Genomic DNA, 12,796 nt, shown 5'->3' on the forward strand with positions numbered 1-12,796 from the left:
TCTTCAGATGTATCAGGTTTTCCCTAGATCAGTGGATACATCTGCATCGACCAGGTCAGAGGACGCGCGGCTCCTCGCCGCTCTCGGAGGTCATCGCCTTGCCCGCGGCGGACCAGGCGCGCATGCCGCCCGTGACGTTCGCGACGTCGAAGCCCTGCTGCACCAGCCACTGGACCGTCCGCTCGGACCGGCCACCGCTGCGGCAGATGACGGGCAGGGTCTCGTCGGCGGCCGGCACCTCGTCCAGGCGGGCCGGGATGTCGCCCATGGGGATGTGGATCGCGCCCGGGGCGTGGCCGGCCGCCCACTCGTCGGGCTCACGGACGTCGAGCACGAGGGCGTCGTCGGGCAGGTCGGTCACGGAGGTGGCGGGGAGCTCGTCCATGCCGCTCATCCTGCCACTGTGTCCTGGGCCCGGCGACCGGCCACCGCCGAGAAATGTCTTGCGTCAGGTGACTTGCATACGATGCAAGTAAATGCCTAGGGTGGAGCCATGAGCCGACCGACCCCCGAGCACGCCACCGCCACCCTCCAGCAGCTGCAGGACGACCGCGAGCGCCTGGAGTCCCTGACCCAGACGCCCTGGTGGGCGCCCGTCGCACTGGGCCTGGTCGTCGGGCTCTGGGTCGGGTCCGCCCCGGTCACCGACCGCACGACGGGCTACCTGCTGGCCCTCGTCGCGGCCCTCCTCGTCGCCTCCCTGGTGCGGACGCGGACCGGGATCAGGCTGCGCCGCTCCGGCGCCCGGCAGTGGTCGCTCGCGATCCTGTGGCTGCTCGCGACGCTGGTCCTCTACTCGGTTGCGCTGGCCCTGGGGTCGCTGGGCGAGGCGGCCTGGGCCATGGTGCCGGCGCTGGCGGCGGCCGGGCTCACCTCCCTCACGGTGCGGGTGTCGGACCGGTGGGCGCGAGAGGCCCGAGGGGCGTGAGCTCGCCGGAGCCGCTCTTCGACGAGCTGATCCACTTCCCGGCGCGGCTGCGGATCTGCGGGCTGCTGCGGTCCGCGGACGCGCTCGCTTTCCGGACGCTCGAGGACGCCCTGGAGCTGCCGGCGCCGCAGGTCTCCCGGCACCTCAAGGCGTTGGTGGAGGCGGGCTACGTCACGGTGAGCAAGACACCGTCCGCCGAGCGGACGGACGCCCGACGGGTGGCCTGGGTGCAGATCACCCCGGCCGGGAGGAGGGCGCTGGATCAGCACATGGCCGCCCTCGCCCTCCTCGCCCAGGGGCAGGACGTCTCCCGGCCGGGGTGAGCGAGCGGCCGGACCCGTGCGGGAGGGCGGCTAGAGTGGGCCGAGGACCGAGTTGGTTTGTTCTCCGGCGCTGAGCCGGAGGGGGAGAAGAGACACCACTGATGAGCACCACTCCTGCGCGCCCCGGCGCGCCCGGCAACCGCCTGCCCGCGCGCCCACGGGACAGGCGGCCCGCGCTGGCCCTGCTGGCCCTGCTCCTCGTCCTTCTCGGGGCGCTGGGCAGCGCGCTGCTGGTCTACCGGACCGCCGACCGGACCGAGGTCCTCGTGGCCGGGAGCACCATCCGCCAGGGCCAGTCGGTGACGGCGGACGACTTCGACGTCATCGAGGTCGCCTACGAGGAGGGCACACAGCTGGTGCCCTCCAGCTCGCTGCCCCAGTTCGTCGGCTCCAACTCCGTCACCCACATCCCGGCCGGGTCGATCGTGTCGCCCCAGATGTTCACCCCCACCGTCCTGGCCCCCGAGGGCTCGCAGCTGGTCGGCGTCGTCGTGCCGACGGTGGGCCGGCCCGCGGACGGCTTCGAGGTCAACGACATCGTGCGGGTCTACCGCACGAGCGGGCCGGGCAGCAGCACCGACGACCCCGGGACCGAGGAGGTCGTCGCCGCGGCCAAGATCGTCGCCGCCACCCCCGTCTCGGAGACCCGCGACACCCTGCACGTGACCCTGCTTCTCCCCGAGGCCTCCGCCGCCGACGTCATCACCGCCAGCGCCACCGGCACCGCCGCCCTGGCGATCCTGCCGCCGGACACCGCGCCGGTGGTCGACTGGCGCACGGAGTGAGCCGCCGATGGCCCTGATCACCTTCTTCAGCGCCAAGGGCGCCCCCGGCGTGACCAGCACCTCCATGCTCGTCGCCGCCCTGTGGCCCCGGCAGACCCTGCTCGTCGACGCCGACGGCAGCGGCGGCGACCTGCTCATGCGGCTCCCCGACGAGCAGGGGGTCGCCCTCACCCAGCACCCCGGCCTGCTCACCCTCCTGCCCCTGGCCCGCCACGGGCTCGCGCCCGGCGTGGTGCTCGACCACAGCCAGGTCGTCCACGGCGGCCAGCGCGTCCTCGTCGGCCTGGAGTCCGCGGAGCAGTCCGAGGCCGCGGGCGCCCTCTGGCCCACCCTCGCCCGGGCCTTCCGCGAGCTGCCGGACGCCGACGTCATGGTCGACGCCGGTCAGCTCACCCCCGGGCCGGGCAGTTCGCGCTCGCGCAGCGCAGCGACCTCGTCGTCGGGATCGTCCGCCCCACCCCCGCCAGCGTCATGCACATGCGCGACCGGCTGACGGTGCTCACCCAGACCTTCGCCGCGCTGGGGGAGGACGCCCCGCAGGTCGGCCTGGTGACCCTGGGGGACGTCCAGGAGCAGCAGGAGGCGGCGGCCGCCGTCGAGACCGCCCGCGGGGAGCTCCGCGGCGTGCTCGACCTGGGGCAGGTCGCCCTGGACCCCCGCGCCGAGCGGATGTTCCACGGCGAGCCGGTCCGCCGACCCGAGACGACCATGCTCGTGCGCTCGGGCCGCAGCCTCGTCGAGCGCCTGGTCGCCGCGGTCGGTCCCGTGCGCAGCGCGCCGGCGGACGGCATACCCGGCAGCGCGGAGCGCCCCGCCGCCGACACCCCCGACGCGACAGCCGTCCCCGCCCCCGATGCGACGCCGACCACCACCGCCGACGCGACACCCGGCACCGCCACCGACCCCGCCGCCGACGCGGCACCCGCCGCGGACGTCGCCGGGACGGACGCGCAGGAGACCCGCGCTGAGCGCCGCAGCGCCCGCAGGAAGTGGAGGATCGGCCGATGAGCCTGCCCACGCCGAGCATCATGCGCGCCGGCTCCGCCGAGGAGCTGGCCGCGCTCAACACCCTCGTTCGCACGCTGCGGGCGCAGGTCGCCGACCGGCTCAACCAGCAGCGCCGCCGGGACGAGGTCTCCGGCCGCCCGCCGATGACCAGCGAGGACGAGCGGCACTTCGCCCGCTCCCTCATCGTCCAGGTGCTCGAGGACCACGCCACCCTCCAGATCAGCGAGGGCAAGGTCCCGCCCACGGCGCAGGAGGAGGAGCAGATCGCCGGGGCGATCCACGCGGCCCTCTTCGGCGTCGGGCGGCTCCAGCCGCTGCTGGAGGACCGCGACGTCGAGAACATCGACATCAACGGTCACGACCGTGTCTTCGTCGGGTATGCCGACGGCCGGGAGGAGATGGCGCCGCCGGTCGCCGACAGCGACGAGGAGCTCATCGAGCTCATCCAGATCCTCGCCGCCAACGTCGGGCTGACCTCACGCCCTTTCGACTCCGCCAACCCCCAGCTCGACCTGCGGCTGCCCGACGGCTCCCGCCTGTCGGCCGTCATGGGTGTCTGCCAGCGGCCCAGCCTGTCGATCCGGCGCTCGCGCCTGGGGCAGGTGAGCCTGGAGGACCTGCACGCCACGGGCACCTTCTCCGAGGACGTCATGCACTTCCTCAAGGCCGCCGTCGCGGCCCGCAAGAACATCATGATCGCCGGGGCGACCAACTCCGGGAAGACGACGATGCTGCGGGCCCTCGCCGCCCAGATCCCGCCGCACGAGCGCCTCGTCACCGTCGAGCGCGCGCTGGAGCTGGGGCTGGACAAGTTCGAGGACCAGCACCCCAACGTCGTCGCGTTCGAGGAGCGGCTGCCCAACTCCGAGGGCATGGGCGCGGTGACGATGGCCGAACTCGTGCGCCGCTCGCTGCGCATGAACCCCTCCCGGGTCATCGTCGGCGAGGTGCTGGGTGACGAGATCGTCACGATGCTCAACGCGATGAGCCAGGGCAACGACGGCTCGCTGTCCACGATCCACGCCAACTCCTCGATGGAGGTCTTCAACCGGATCGCGACCTACGCGCTGCAGGCGGCCGAGAACCTCCCGGTCGAGGCGACCCACATGCTCATCTCCGGGTCGATCAACTTCGTCGTCTTCATGCGCAAGCGCAACGACCACGCCACCGGGGGAGGGATGGCCCGCGGGGTCGAGTCCATCCGCGAGGTCACCGGCATCGACGGCCGGGTGCTCTCCTCCGAGGTCTTCGCCGCCGGCCCCGACGGCATCGCCCGGGCCAAGGCGCCGATCGAGTGCATCGACGACCTCGTGCCCTACGGCTACACGCCGACGCCCTTCGCCCGGTGGGACTGATGGGCTCGCTCTACGCGCTGCTCCTGCCCGTGCTCACCGGGGCCGTCGTGGGCCTGGGGATCTTCGTCGCGGTGCTGGCCGTCGTCGGGCTGCCCGAGCGGGACGCCGCCACCCCCCGCCGCTTCGCCGACGTCACCCTCAAGGGCGCCAGCGGCCGGCTGGGGCTCGGGGTCGGGGTGGCGCTGGTCACCATCCTGCTCACCCAGTGGGTGGTCGCGGGGATCGGGCTGGGGCTGCTCGCCGCCTTCTGGGACCAGCTGACCGGCGACGCCCGCGCCGAGACCGTCGGGATCGCGCAGCTGGAGGCGCTGGCGACGTGGACCGAGTCGCTGCGGGACACCATCGCCGGGGCCGTCGGCCTGGAGCAGGCGATCCCGGCGACCGCCGCGAACGCCGGGCCCTCGATCCGCTCCTCCCTCAACCTCCTGGTCGACCGGCTGCGCATCCGCGAGCCGCTCCCCGAGGCGCTGCTGCACTTCGCCGACGACCTGGACGACCCGTCGGCCGACGTCATCTGCTCGGCGCTCGTCCTCAACGCGCGGCTGCGCGGCCCCGGCCTGCGGGACGTGCTCGGTGCGCTGGCGCAGTCGACCCGCGAGGAGCTGGACATGCGCCGCCGGATCGCGGCCAGCCGCCGCTCCATCCGCCGCTCGGTCAAGCTCATCACCATCATCGTCCTCGCCGTCATGGGCGGCCTGGCGGTCTTCAACGACCGCTACGTCGAGCCCTACACCAGCTGGGAGGGCCAGCTGGTCCTCGTCGTCGTGGGGCTGCTCTTCGCCGCCGGTCTGCTGTGGATGCGCAAGCTGTCCCAGCCGCAGAAGCTCAGCCGCTTCCTCGTCGTCGACCGCAGCGCCCGGCGGCGCGACATGGACGCGATGCTCGAGGACGTCCGTGACGCCGGGCCGACCCGGGGGTCGGGCCGGTGAGCCCGCTGCTGTGGCCCATGCTGGCCGGCGGCCTCGTGGGGCTGGGTCTCTACCTGTTCGTCCGGGCGTGGATGCGGCCCCGGCCCGGGGTGGCGACGGTCGTGGCGCGCATCGACGCCGGGTCCCGCTCGATGCAGACCCACACGCTGAGCGAGTTCGACACCTCCTTCGCCGAGATGAGCGCGAGGGGCCGCTCGGTCATGACCGCCCTGGCCGACCGGCTCGAGGTCGTGGCGGCCCGCCGCGGCTGGGAGATGCGGCGGCACCGGGCCGACCTGACGATCCTCAACCGGTCCGTCGGGGCGATGCTCGCCACCAAGATCGCCAGCGGCCTCATCATGCTGCTGGCCGCGCCCCTGGTCTGGGGGGCGCTGCGGCTCGGCGGTCTCGAGGTCGGCCCGAGCGTCCCGCTCGCCCTCGGCCTGCTCCTGGCGCTCGGCGGCTTCTTCCTGCCCGACCTGTCGCTGCGCAGCGAGGCCGACAAGCGACGCCGGGAGTTCCGCCGCACCGTCGGCATCTTCCTCGACCTCGTGGCGATGAACCTCGCCGGCGGCCGCGGCCTGCCCGAGGCGCTCCTCGCCGCGAGCTCGGTGAGCGACCACTGGTCGGTCGTCCGGATCCGGCAGACCCTGGCCAACGCCCGCCTCTTCGGCACCACCCCGTGGGAGGCCCTGGGGCGGCTGGGCAAGGACATCGGCCTGGAGGAGCTGGAGAGTCTGTCCGGGGCGCTGCTGCTCGCCGCCGACGACGGCGCCAAGATCCGCGCCTCGCTCACCGCCCGCGCGACGACGATGCGCCGCAAGGAGCTCTCGGAGGCCGAGGGCGACGAGGGGGAGCGCTCGCAGTCGATGCTCGTGGCCCAGATGCTGCTCGTGGTGAGCTTCCTCGTCTACCTCGCCTACCCCGCGCTCATGGCCCTCATGAGCGAGCAGGCGATGTGAGCGGGGCCGCCGACCGGGCCGCGGATGATTGGCCCGCCGGGCGATCCTGTGGCAGCATCGATCCTCGGTCGGTCACGGGAGGGAATCCGTGCCGGCGTCTGACACCCGAGGGGATGAACTCATGAAGTCGATGAAGTGGTACCTGTTCCGCGTCCAGTCCGAACTGCTGGCCCGTAAGGACCGGGGTGCCTCCGCGCTGGAGTGGGCCCTCATCGCCGCCGTCGTCGTCGCGGCGGCCGCGCTCATCGGCGCCGCCGTGTGGAACGTCATCGACACCCGCGCGGCCGAGGTCACCCGCTGCGGCGGGGTGGGCCCGGGCGGCACCTGCTGATGACCCGCCGCACCCCCCGGGGTGCAGGCGGGCACCGCGCCCGGCGCCGGGTCGTGGGCCGTGGGGTCGTCGGACGCGGGGTGGGACGGGAGCGCGGCAGCGCCGCGCTCGAGCTGGCCATCGTGGCCCCCGCCCTGCTGGCCCTCATCTTCTTCAGCCTGCAGGCGGCCTTCTTCTTCTACGGCCGGACCGCCGCCACCCACGCCGCCCGCGAGGGCGTCTCCCAGCTGCGGCTGGCCGAGGACGCCGGGCAGTATGCCGACCTGCAGGGTCCGGCGCTGCAGCGCACCGAGCGCTTCGCGGCCAGCGTCGGCGGGGCCGGCCTGGTCGAGCCGCAGGCCACCAGCACCTACGAGGAGCAGGGCGACGGCACCGCCCGGGTCAGCGTCACCGTCACCGGCCGGGTCATCACCCTCGTCCCCGGGCTGCGGCTCACCGCCTCGGCCGACGCCTCGGGCACCGTCGAACGGTTCCTGGAGCCCGAGCTCTCGCCCTGACACCCCCCACCGCACCAGACCGCGTCACCCCCGCCCACGTCATACCCCGCCCCGTCCGGAGAGGAGCACCCGGTGATCCGCCCCAGCACCCTGCGCCGTCGGCTGCGCGCGCGCTGCGGCGAGCGCGGGTCGGTCGCGCTGGAGTTCGCGTTCGCGGCGCCGATCGTGCTGCTCATGCTGGCGCTGGCGTGGACCTACGGGCGGGTCGCCTGGGCCAACGGCCACCTCGAGGCCGGGGCACGCGACGCCGCCCGGGTCGCCACCCAGGCGCGCTCCCTGGACGACGCCCGGGTCCGGGCGATGGCCGTGCTGCGGGAGAACACCGACCCGGTCGACGGCTGCGCCGAGAGCGCCGCGCTGACCATCTCCGGCCGGTTCGAGCCGGGGGGCACGCTCACCGTCCGGGCCACCTGCACCTACTCCCTGTCCGACATCGGGCTGCCCGGGGCCGCCGGGTCGCTGAGCCCGAGCTCGACCTTCTCCTCGGTCATCGACCTGCGCCGGGCGGTGACCCCGTGACGGGCGTCGACCGGCTCGTGCGCGCTCTCCGGTCCGGCGGGGACCGCGGCTCGATCATGCCGATGATCCCCGTCATGGCGCTCTCCCTGCTGCTCATCGCCGGGCTGGTCATCGACGCCTCGCGGCAGCTCAACGCCCGCAGCCAGGCGGTCGCCTACGCCGAGGAGGCCGCCCGTGCGGGGGCGCAGGCGGTCGAGCCCGCCCTGCCGGTCGCGCTGGACCGGGCCGAAGCCACCACCCTGGTCGGTGAGTACTGCGACCGCGTCCTCAGCCAGCCCCGCGTGCGCTCCTGCGCGATCACCGGCTTCGAGCCCGCCCCGACCGGCCCGCCCCGCCCCCTCGTGGTCGTGGTGCGGGTCGAGACCCAGATCCCCGCGACCCTGCTGGGGATGGTGGGCGTCCGCACCCTGTCCGCTGCCGGCGAGGGCCGCGCAGAACCCGTCGAAGGAGACCTCCTTGCGCCCGACCCCGTCGCGCCGCCCGAGCAGCCCTGAGCCGGTGGTGAGCAGCCTGTCCGGCGCCGGACCGGTCCGGCACCGCCTGCTGACCCGGGCCGGTGCCCTGCTGGTCCCCACGCTGCTGCTCGCCGCCTGCGGCGGCGGGTCCGCGGCCTCGGACGACCCGGTCTCCGGTCCGGTGGCTCTGCCGTCCCAGACGGCGACCCCCACCCCGAGCGCCCCCGCGGCGAGCGAGGACGCCGCCGAGGAGTCGTCGGCCGACGAGGGGGCCGCGGAGGAGTCGTCCGCCGCCACCGGGGCGTCCGAGGACGAGCCGGAGGTGTGGGCGACCTTCACCGAGGAGCCCGGCCGGCTGCCCCCGCGCGACGCGGAGGAGGCGTTCGCCGACGACCCGCGCGTGGCCGCCGTCCGCACCTTCAACGAGGAGTTCGCCCGGGCCGCGACCGCCGGTGACCCGCAGCGTCCGGAGTTCGTGGCGCTCGTCGCCCCGGAGGGGTATGACGCTCTCCTGGACTACCTCGGGGAGGAGTTCGGCAAGCGTTACCCCGGCCCGCTGCCCTTCACCCTCCTGGACGTCGCCGACGGGCCGGAGGACGGCACCGCCTCGGTGCAGGGCTGCATCGTCTCCTCGGGCTTCGCGCTGGGGACCGAGGGCGTGACGGGGCAGACCGTCACCCCGATCGAGTACGCTCTCGTGACGGACCCGGCCACGGAGGGGTGGCTCGTCGAGGCCATCTGGGCCGGGGCCTACGACTGCTCGACGGTGACCGTGGAGGCACGGGCATGGTGACGCGACCTGGGGAGGACCCGACGATGACCACGACCGCACGCTCCCGCCGCCGGTCGGCCGCGGTGCTGGCCGCCGCCGGGCTGTCGCTGGCGACCGCGCTGCCGGCCCAGGCCGGTCTCAACGACCCGCCCGTGCGGCCCGGGGAGGGCATCACCTGGGGCACCGGGGGCGCGGTCAAGGTGAAGACCATGCAGACCGGCGGCGGGAGCGCGTGCTCCTTCATCGCCTCGCCGAACTCGATCGGGGGCGTGTGCGTGCGGGCCAACGCCTTCAGCGGCGTCACCATCGAGGAGATCCTCGGCGGTGACCCCCTGCCCGAGTGCTGGGACGAGCGCCTCAGCGACGAGGAGCTCAAGGACATCAACCTCGTCCACGGCGAGGGCACGGCGTGGTACTGGCACCGGTGCCTGCGCGGCATCGACCCCGAGACCTTCGAGATCGGCCCCGACGGCCTCCACTTCGAGGTCGGTATCTGGCCCTTCGCCGACGGCGACCCCGAGCTGACCTTCCTCACGCCCAACCAGCAGGCCTTCGTCGAGCGCTTCGTCCACCGCGGCAACGTCCCCGCCCCGGTGCTCGTGGCCTCCCCCTCGCCGGTCCCGTGGGTCAACGACGACGTGGCGTTCTTCAACTACGGCGACGACGAGGTGTCCGTCAGCCTCGCGGCGCCCGGGGTGGAGATGCGGGGCCGGATCACCGAGATCATGGTCTACCCCGAGGGTCCCGACGGGCCCGCGATCACCTGCCCCGGGTCCGGGGTGCAGGTCGACGCCGACGACACCCCCCGGAGCGTGCCCGACGCCTGCTGGCACGCCTACGAGCAGTCGAGCCTGGCGCTGGAGGACGACCACTTCGAGGCGGAGATCTACGCCAAGTGGCAGATCGACGTGCGCATCGGCGGCACCTGGCAGCCGTTCCACGAGTTCTCCAAGGGCGCTCCCGCCATGGTGCAGGTCAACGAGGTCCAGGCGCTGGTCCGGCCCTGAGCCGGGCGGCCGCCGACGAGGGGGAGAGGAACCACCCATGAGCACCGCAGCACCGCAGCGTCCCCGTCCGGGCGGCGGCACCGCATACCGTCCCCGCACGGCGGCCGACCACCTCCCCCGGCCGGCAGGTGAGGAGCGTTCGGTCGGCCAGGGCCTGCTCTGGCTGCTGGGCACGCTCCTGCTCCTCGTGGGGGTGCCCGCCGCCCTCCTCCGCTTCGTCGGCAACCCGCTGCCGAGCTCGGCACCCAGCGCCGATTGGCTGACCGCATCGATCACCTCCGAGGCGCTCATCAACCTGGTGGCGGTCCTGGTGTGGATCGTCTGGGCGCACTTCGTCGTGTGCCTCGTCGCGGAGTGGCGCGCCGCCCGGGCGGGGCGTCTGCCCTCGCTCGTGCCCGGCGGCCTGGGGTCTCAGCTGCTCGCCCGCCGTCTCGTCGCCGGCATCCTGCTGCTCGCCGGCAGCGCCACCCTGACCGGCCAGGCGCCCGGCCAGACGGGCGCGCCCGTCGCCGCCGTGGTGAGCACCGCGACGGCCGGCGACCACGCCGGCACCGGTGTTGCGACCCCCGGCGACAGGGGGGCGGGTCTCGAGCGGGCCGGCCTCGCCACCGGCGGGCTGGTGCAGGACGCCGCCGAGGGAGCCGTGAGCGCCCGGTCCGAGGCCACGGTGACCAAGTTCTACGAGGTCAAGCCGCCCCAGGGCCGCCACTACGACACCCTGTGGGACATCGCGGACCGCGCGCTGGGCGACCCCTTCCGCTACAAGGAGATCTTCGCGCTCAACCAGGACCGGGTGCAGCCCGACGGGCGCCGGCTCGTGGACGCCGACCTGATCCAGCCCGGCTGGCAGCTCGTCATGCCGGCCGACGCCTCCGGCCCGGACATCACGAGCGTCCGGGCCCACGTGCCCGTCGCGGCCACGCCGCAGGACACCGCGGGTCAGGGTATGCAGCAGGCCGCCGAGCGCACCGCCGACGTCGCCACCGAGGCGGGGTCGGCCGGGGGCGCGACCGCGGGGGTGCTCGGTGCGGGTGCCTCCACCGCCACCGGTGCCACCGACGCGACCGTCACCGACGGCGCCGACGCTCCCCAGGTCGAGGCCGGGACCGGCGCGGCGGAGCAGGTCGACCTGGGCGAGCTCACGCTCGGCGGCGGCATGGTGCTCGCCGGTCTGGCGCTGGCGCTGTCCAGCCGCCGTGGGCCCTACGGCGACCCGTCGGTCCAGGAGCACGCGCTGCGCCTCGCGGGGACCCCGGGCCGGGCCGCCCTGCTCGACCTCTCGCTGCGGCTGCTCGCGGAGGGGCGGTCCTCCCAGCACCTGCCGCTGCCCGACCCGTCGGCCATCTACGTCAACGACGAGCAGGTCATCGTCCACCTTGCCGGGGCCGACCACGGCCCGCCGCCCGCGCCGTGGCAGTCCGCCGAGGAGGGACGGGTCTGGGTGCTGCGCGCGGCCGACGTGGCCGGTCTCACCTCGACCGCCTCCGCGCCGTGGCCGGGCCTGGTCAACGTGGCCGTCTCCCACGGCTTCGACCTGCTCGTCGACCTGGAGTTCGCACCCGGCCTCGTGAGCATCGGCGGGGACCTCGACGTCGCACGCGAGGTGGCGCTGTCGACGGTGGTCGACCTGGTCACCCACCCCTGGTCGGACGGGGTGAAGGTCACCCTGGTCGGCTTCGCCGGCCAGGAGGCGCTCGCCGACCTCGCCCCCGGTCGGGTCCGGCACGTGCGTACGATCGAGGAGGCTCTCGACGCGGCCCAGCAGGACGCCGAGGGGCACGCCCAGCTCCTGCGCGGCCTCGGGGTCGACGGCGTGCTGGCGGGACGGGCCCAGGGGTCCGGCCGCGACCTGCAGCCCCACGTCGTCGTCCTCTCCGGCAGCCCCACCCCCGAGCAGGCCCAGCGCCTGACCCGCCTGCTCGCCGGCGGCCGCAACGGGCTCGCCGCGCTGTGCGTCGGGCAGACCCTCGCCGCCCGCTGGCGCTTCGCGGTCGACGGCCACGGCGGGCTCGACCTCGGGGTCCTCGGGCTGTCCGGCACCGCCCGCCGGCTCCGGCACGACGACCTGGCCACGGTCGCGGGCTGGGTGCGGCAGGCGACCGCGGACTCCGTGGCGGCCACCGAGCTCGCCTCCGTCCTCGACCCGGCCGGGGCCGTCGGGACGCTGCCCGCGGAGGGGAGCGAGCACGTGCGCGCCGCCGGGGCCATGCTCGGCCGGGACCGCGCGCTGGTCCACGTCGGGCTCCTGGGCCCCGTCCTCGTCCAGGCCCCCGGGCACCTCAACCCCGCCCGGGAGGAGCTGCTCACCGAGCTGGTCACCGTCGTGGCGCTGCACCCGGAGGGCGTGCACGACTCCGTGCTGCGCGTCTCGCTGTGGCCCCGCGGGGTTGAGGACGACGTGGTCGCCTCGACCCTGGCCGCCGCGGTCCAGTGGCTGGGCACCGCCGAGGACGGCACCCCGCTGCTGGCCCAGGACGGGACGGGTCGCTGGCGGCTGCACCCCGCCGTCCACGTCGACTGGTTGGAGCTGACGGCGCTCGCCCGTCGCGGGGACGACCCCCACGGGGTGAGCGAGCTGCTCGCGCTGGCCCGCGGCGAGGCCTTCTCGGGCCTCCCCGCCCAGCGCTACCGCTGGCTCGCCTTCCACCAGGCCGCCCGCGACGCCCGGGTGGTCATCACCGCGACCGCGCGGCGAGCCGCCGCCGCCCACGCCTCCGCCGGGGACCCCGCGCGGGCCGAGGGCACGCTGCGCTCCGGGCTGACGCTCGTCCCGCGCTCGCAGGCGCTGTGGCGCGACCTGCTCCGGCTCACCGGCGGCCGGGACCCTGGCAGCGTCGGTGCGGTGGTGGCCGAGCTGCAGCAGGCCGTGCGCCCCGACGGGTTCGAGCCCGAGACGCTCGCGCTCGTCCAGCACCTCGCCCCCGACGCCCGCGAGCTCGGATGAGC

Annotated in this window: 16 protein-coding genes; 15 read left to right on the top strand and 1 reads right to left on the bottom strand. The window is 74.7% G+C overall.

The window, feature by feature from the left end; all coding sequences use genetic code 11:
- Positions 1 to 55: 55 nt before the first annotated feature.
- Positions 56 to 385, bottom strand: coding sequence for a rhodanese-like domain-containing protein (locus E3Z34_RS00810; RefSeq protein ID WP_134774658.1), 330 nt, complete (start codon positions 383 to 385; stop codon positions 56 to 58).
- Positions 386 to 493: 108 nt separating this feature from the next.
- Between E3Z34_RS00810 and E3Z34_RS00815 the strand changes: the two genes are divergently transcribed.
- The 15 genes from E3Z34_RS00815 (at position 494) to E3Z34_RS00875 (ending at position 12,794) form a co-directional block, all read left to right on the top strand.
- A complete protein-coding gene (locus E3Z34_RS00815) occupies positions 494 to 928 on the top strand; it encodes a hypothetical protein (protein ID WP_134772079.1) in 435 nt (144 codons plus the stop codon).
- Entirely contained in the window at positions 925 to 1,251 is a 327-nt protein-coding gene (locus tag E3Z34_RS00820) for a transcriptional regulator (RefSeq protein ID WP_134772080.1), read from the top strand. The genes E3Z34_RS00815 and E3Z34_RS00820 overlap by 4 nt, the downstream gene beginning before the upstream one ends.
- A gap of 101 nt (positions 1,252 to 1,352) precedes the next feature.
- Positions 1,353 to 2,036, top strand: a complete 684-nt coding sequence (locus E3Z34_RS17545) for a hypothetical protein (protein ID WP_158288564.1) — start codon at positions 1,353 to 1,355, stop codon at positions 2,034 to 2,036.
- 7 nt (positions 2,037 to 2,043) lie between these two features.
- Positions 2,044 to 2,529, top strand: coding sequence for a hypothetical protein (locus E3Z34_RS17550; protein WP_158288565.1), 486 nt, complete (start codon positions 2,044 to 2,046; stop codon positions 2,527 to 2,529).
- Positions 2,514 to 3,044: a hypothetical protein gene (locus E3Z34_RS00825; RefSeq protein ID WP_134772081.1), complete on the top strand. Its 531-nt coding sequence runs from the start codon at positions 2,514 to 2,516 to the stop codon at positions 3,042 to 3,044. The genes E3Z34_RS17550 and E3Z34_RS00825 overlap by 16 nt, the downstream gene beginning before the upstream one ends.
- Positions 3,041 to 4,399, top strand: a complete 1,359-nt coding sequence (locus tag E3Z34_RS00830; protein ID WP_194092426.1) for a TadA family conjugal transfer-associated ATPase — start codon at positions 3,041 to 3,043, stop codon at positions 4,397 to 4,399. Before E3Z34_RS00825 ends, E3Z34_RS00830 begins: the two co-directional genes overlap by 4 nt.
- On the top strand, positions 4,399 to 5,328 hold the full coding sequence (locus E3Z34_RS00835; RefSeq protein ID WP_134772082.1) for a type II secretion system F family protein: 930 nt from the start codon (positions 4,399 to 4,401) through the stop codon (positions 5,326 to 5,328). Before E3Z34_RS00830 ends, E3Z34_RS00835 begins: the two co-directional genes overlap by 1 nt.
- On the top strand, positions 5,325 to 6,269 hold the full coding sequence (locus tag E3Z34_RS00840) for a type II secretion system F family protein (protein WP_238695279.1): 945 nt from the start codon (positions 5,325 to 5,327) through the stop codon (positions 6,267 to 6,269). The genes E3Z34_RS00835 and E3Z34_RS00840 overlap by 4 nt, the downstream gene beginning before the upstream one ends.
- A 121-nt stretch (positions 6,270 to 6,390) precedes the next feature.
- Positions 6,391 to 6,600, top strand: a complete 210-nt coding sequence (locus E3Z34_RS00845) for a hypothetical protein (RefSeq protein ID WP_134772083.1) — start codon at positions 6,391 to 6,393, stop codon at positions 6,598 to 6,600.
- A complete protein-coding gene (locus E3Z34_RS00850; protein ID WP_134772084.1) occupies positions 6,600 to 7,097 on the top strand; it encodes a TadE family protein in 498 nt (165 codons plus the stop codon). The genes E3Z34_RS00845 and E3Z34_RS00850 overlap by 1 nt, the downstream gene beginning before the upstream one ends.
- A 72-nt stretch (positions 7,098 to 7,169) precedes the next feature.
- Entirely contained in the window at positions 7,170 to 7,616 is a 447-nt protein-coding gene (locus E3Z34_RS00855; RefSeq protein WP_134772085.1) for a TadE/TadG family type IV pilus assembly protein, read from the top strand.
- Positions 7,613 to 8,110 (top strand): Tad domain-containing protein, encoded by a 498-nt coding sequence (locus E3Z34_RS00860; protein ID WP_134772086.1) that lies wholly within the window; start codon positions 7,613 to 7,615, stop codon positions 8,108 to 8,110. Before E3Z34_RS00855 ends, E3Z34_RS00860 begins: the two co-directional genes overlap by 4 nt.
- Positions 8,073 to 8,864, top strand: a complete 792-nt coding sequence (locus E3Z34_RS00865; RefSeq protein ID WP_134772087.1) for a hypothetical protein — start codon at positions 8,073 to 8,075, stop codon at positions 8,862 to 8,864. The genes E3Z34_RS00860 and E3Z34_RS00865 overlap by 38 nt, the downstream gene beginning before the upstream one ends.
- A gap of 23 nt (positions 8,865 to 8,887) precedes the next feature.
- Positions 8,888 to 9,850, top strand: coding sequence for a hypothetical protein (locus E3Z34_RS00870; protein ID WP_134772088.1), 963 nt, complete (start codon positions 8,888 to 8,890; stop codon positions 9,848 to 9,850).
- Positions 9,851 to 9,887: 37 nt separating this feature from the next.
- Positions 9,888 to 12,794, top strand: coding sequence for a LysM peptidoglycan-binding domain-containing protein (locus tag E3Z34_RS00875; protein ID WP_134772089.1), 2,907 nt, complete (start codon positions 9,888 to 9,890; stop codon positions 12,792 to 12,794).
- The last annotated feature ends 2 nt before the right edge of the window (positions 12,795 to 12,796 follow it).

The organism is Ornithinimicrobium flavum (genome assembly GCF_004526345.1).
Lineage (GTDB): Bacteria > Actinomycetota > Actinomycetes > Actinomycetales > Dermatophilaceae > Ornithinicoccus > Ornithinicoccus flavus.

Coding starts and splice junctions, on each gene's coding strand:
- E3Z34_RS00810 (WP_134774658.1), bottom strand. CDS start 385: ATGGACGAGCTCCCCGCCACCTCCGTGACCGACCTGCCCGACGACGCC.
- E3Z34_RS00815 (WP_134772079.1), top strand. CDS start 494: ATGAGCCGACCGACCCCCGAGCACGCCACCGCCACCCTCCAGCAGCTG.
- E3Z34_RS17545 (WP_158288564.1), top strand. CDS start 1,353: ATGAGCACCACTCCTGCGCGCCCCGGCGCGCCCGGCAACCGCCTGCCC.
- E3Z34_RS17550 (WP_158288565.1), top strand. CDS start 2,044: ATGGCCCTGATCACCTTCTTCAGCGCCAAGGGCGCCCCCGGCGTGACC.
- E3Z34_RS00825 (WP_134772081.1), top strand. CDS start 2,514: ATGCGCGACCGGCTGACGGTGCTCACCCAGACCTTCGCCGCGCTGGGG.
- E3Z34_RS00830 (WP_194092426.1), top strand. CDS start 3,041: ATGAGCCTGCCCACGCCGAGCATCATGCGCGCCGGCTCCGCCGAGGAG.
- E3Z34_RS00835 (WP_134772082.1), top strand. CDS start 4,399: ATGGGCTCGCTCTACGCGCTGCTCCTGCCCGTGCTCACCGGGGCCGTC.
- E3Z34_RS00845 (WP_134772083.1), top strand. CDS start 6,391: ATGAAGTCGATGAAGTGGTACCTGTTCCGCGTCCAGTCCGAACTGCTG.
- E3Z34_RS00850 (WP_134772084.1), top strand. CDS start 6,600: ATGACCCGCCGCACCCCCCGGGGTGCAGGCGGGCACCGCGCCCGGCGC.
- E3Z34_RS00870 (WP_134772088.1), top strand. CDS start 8,888: ATGACCACGACCGCACGCTCCCGCCGCCGGTCGGCCGCGGTGCTGGCC.
- E3Z34_RS00875 (WP_134772089.1), top strand. CDS start 9,888: ATGAGCACCGCAGCACCGCAGCGTCCCCGTCCGGGCGGCGGCACCGCA.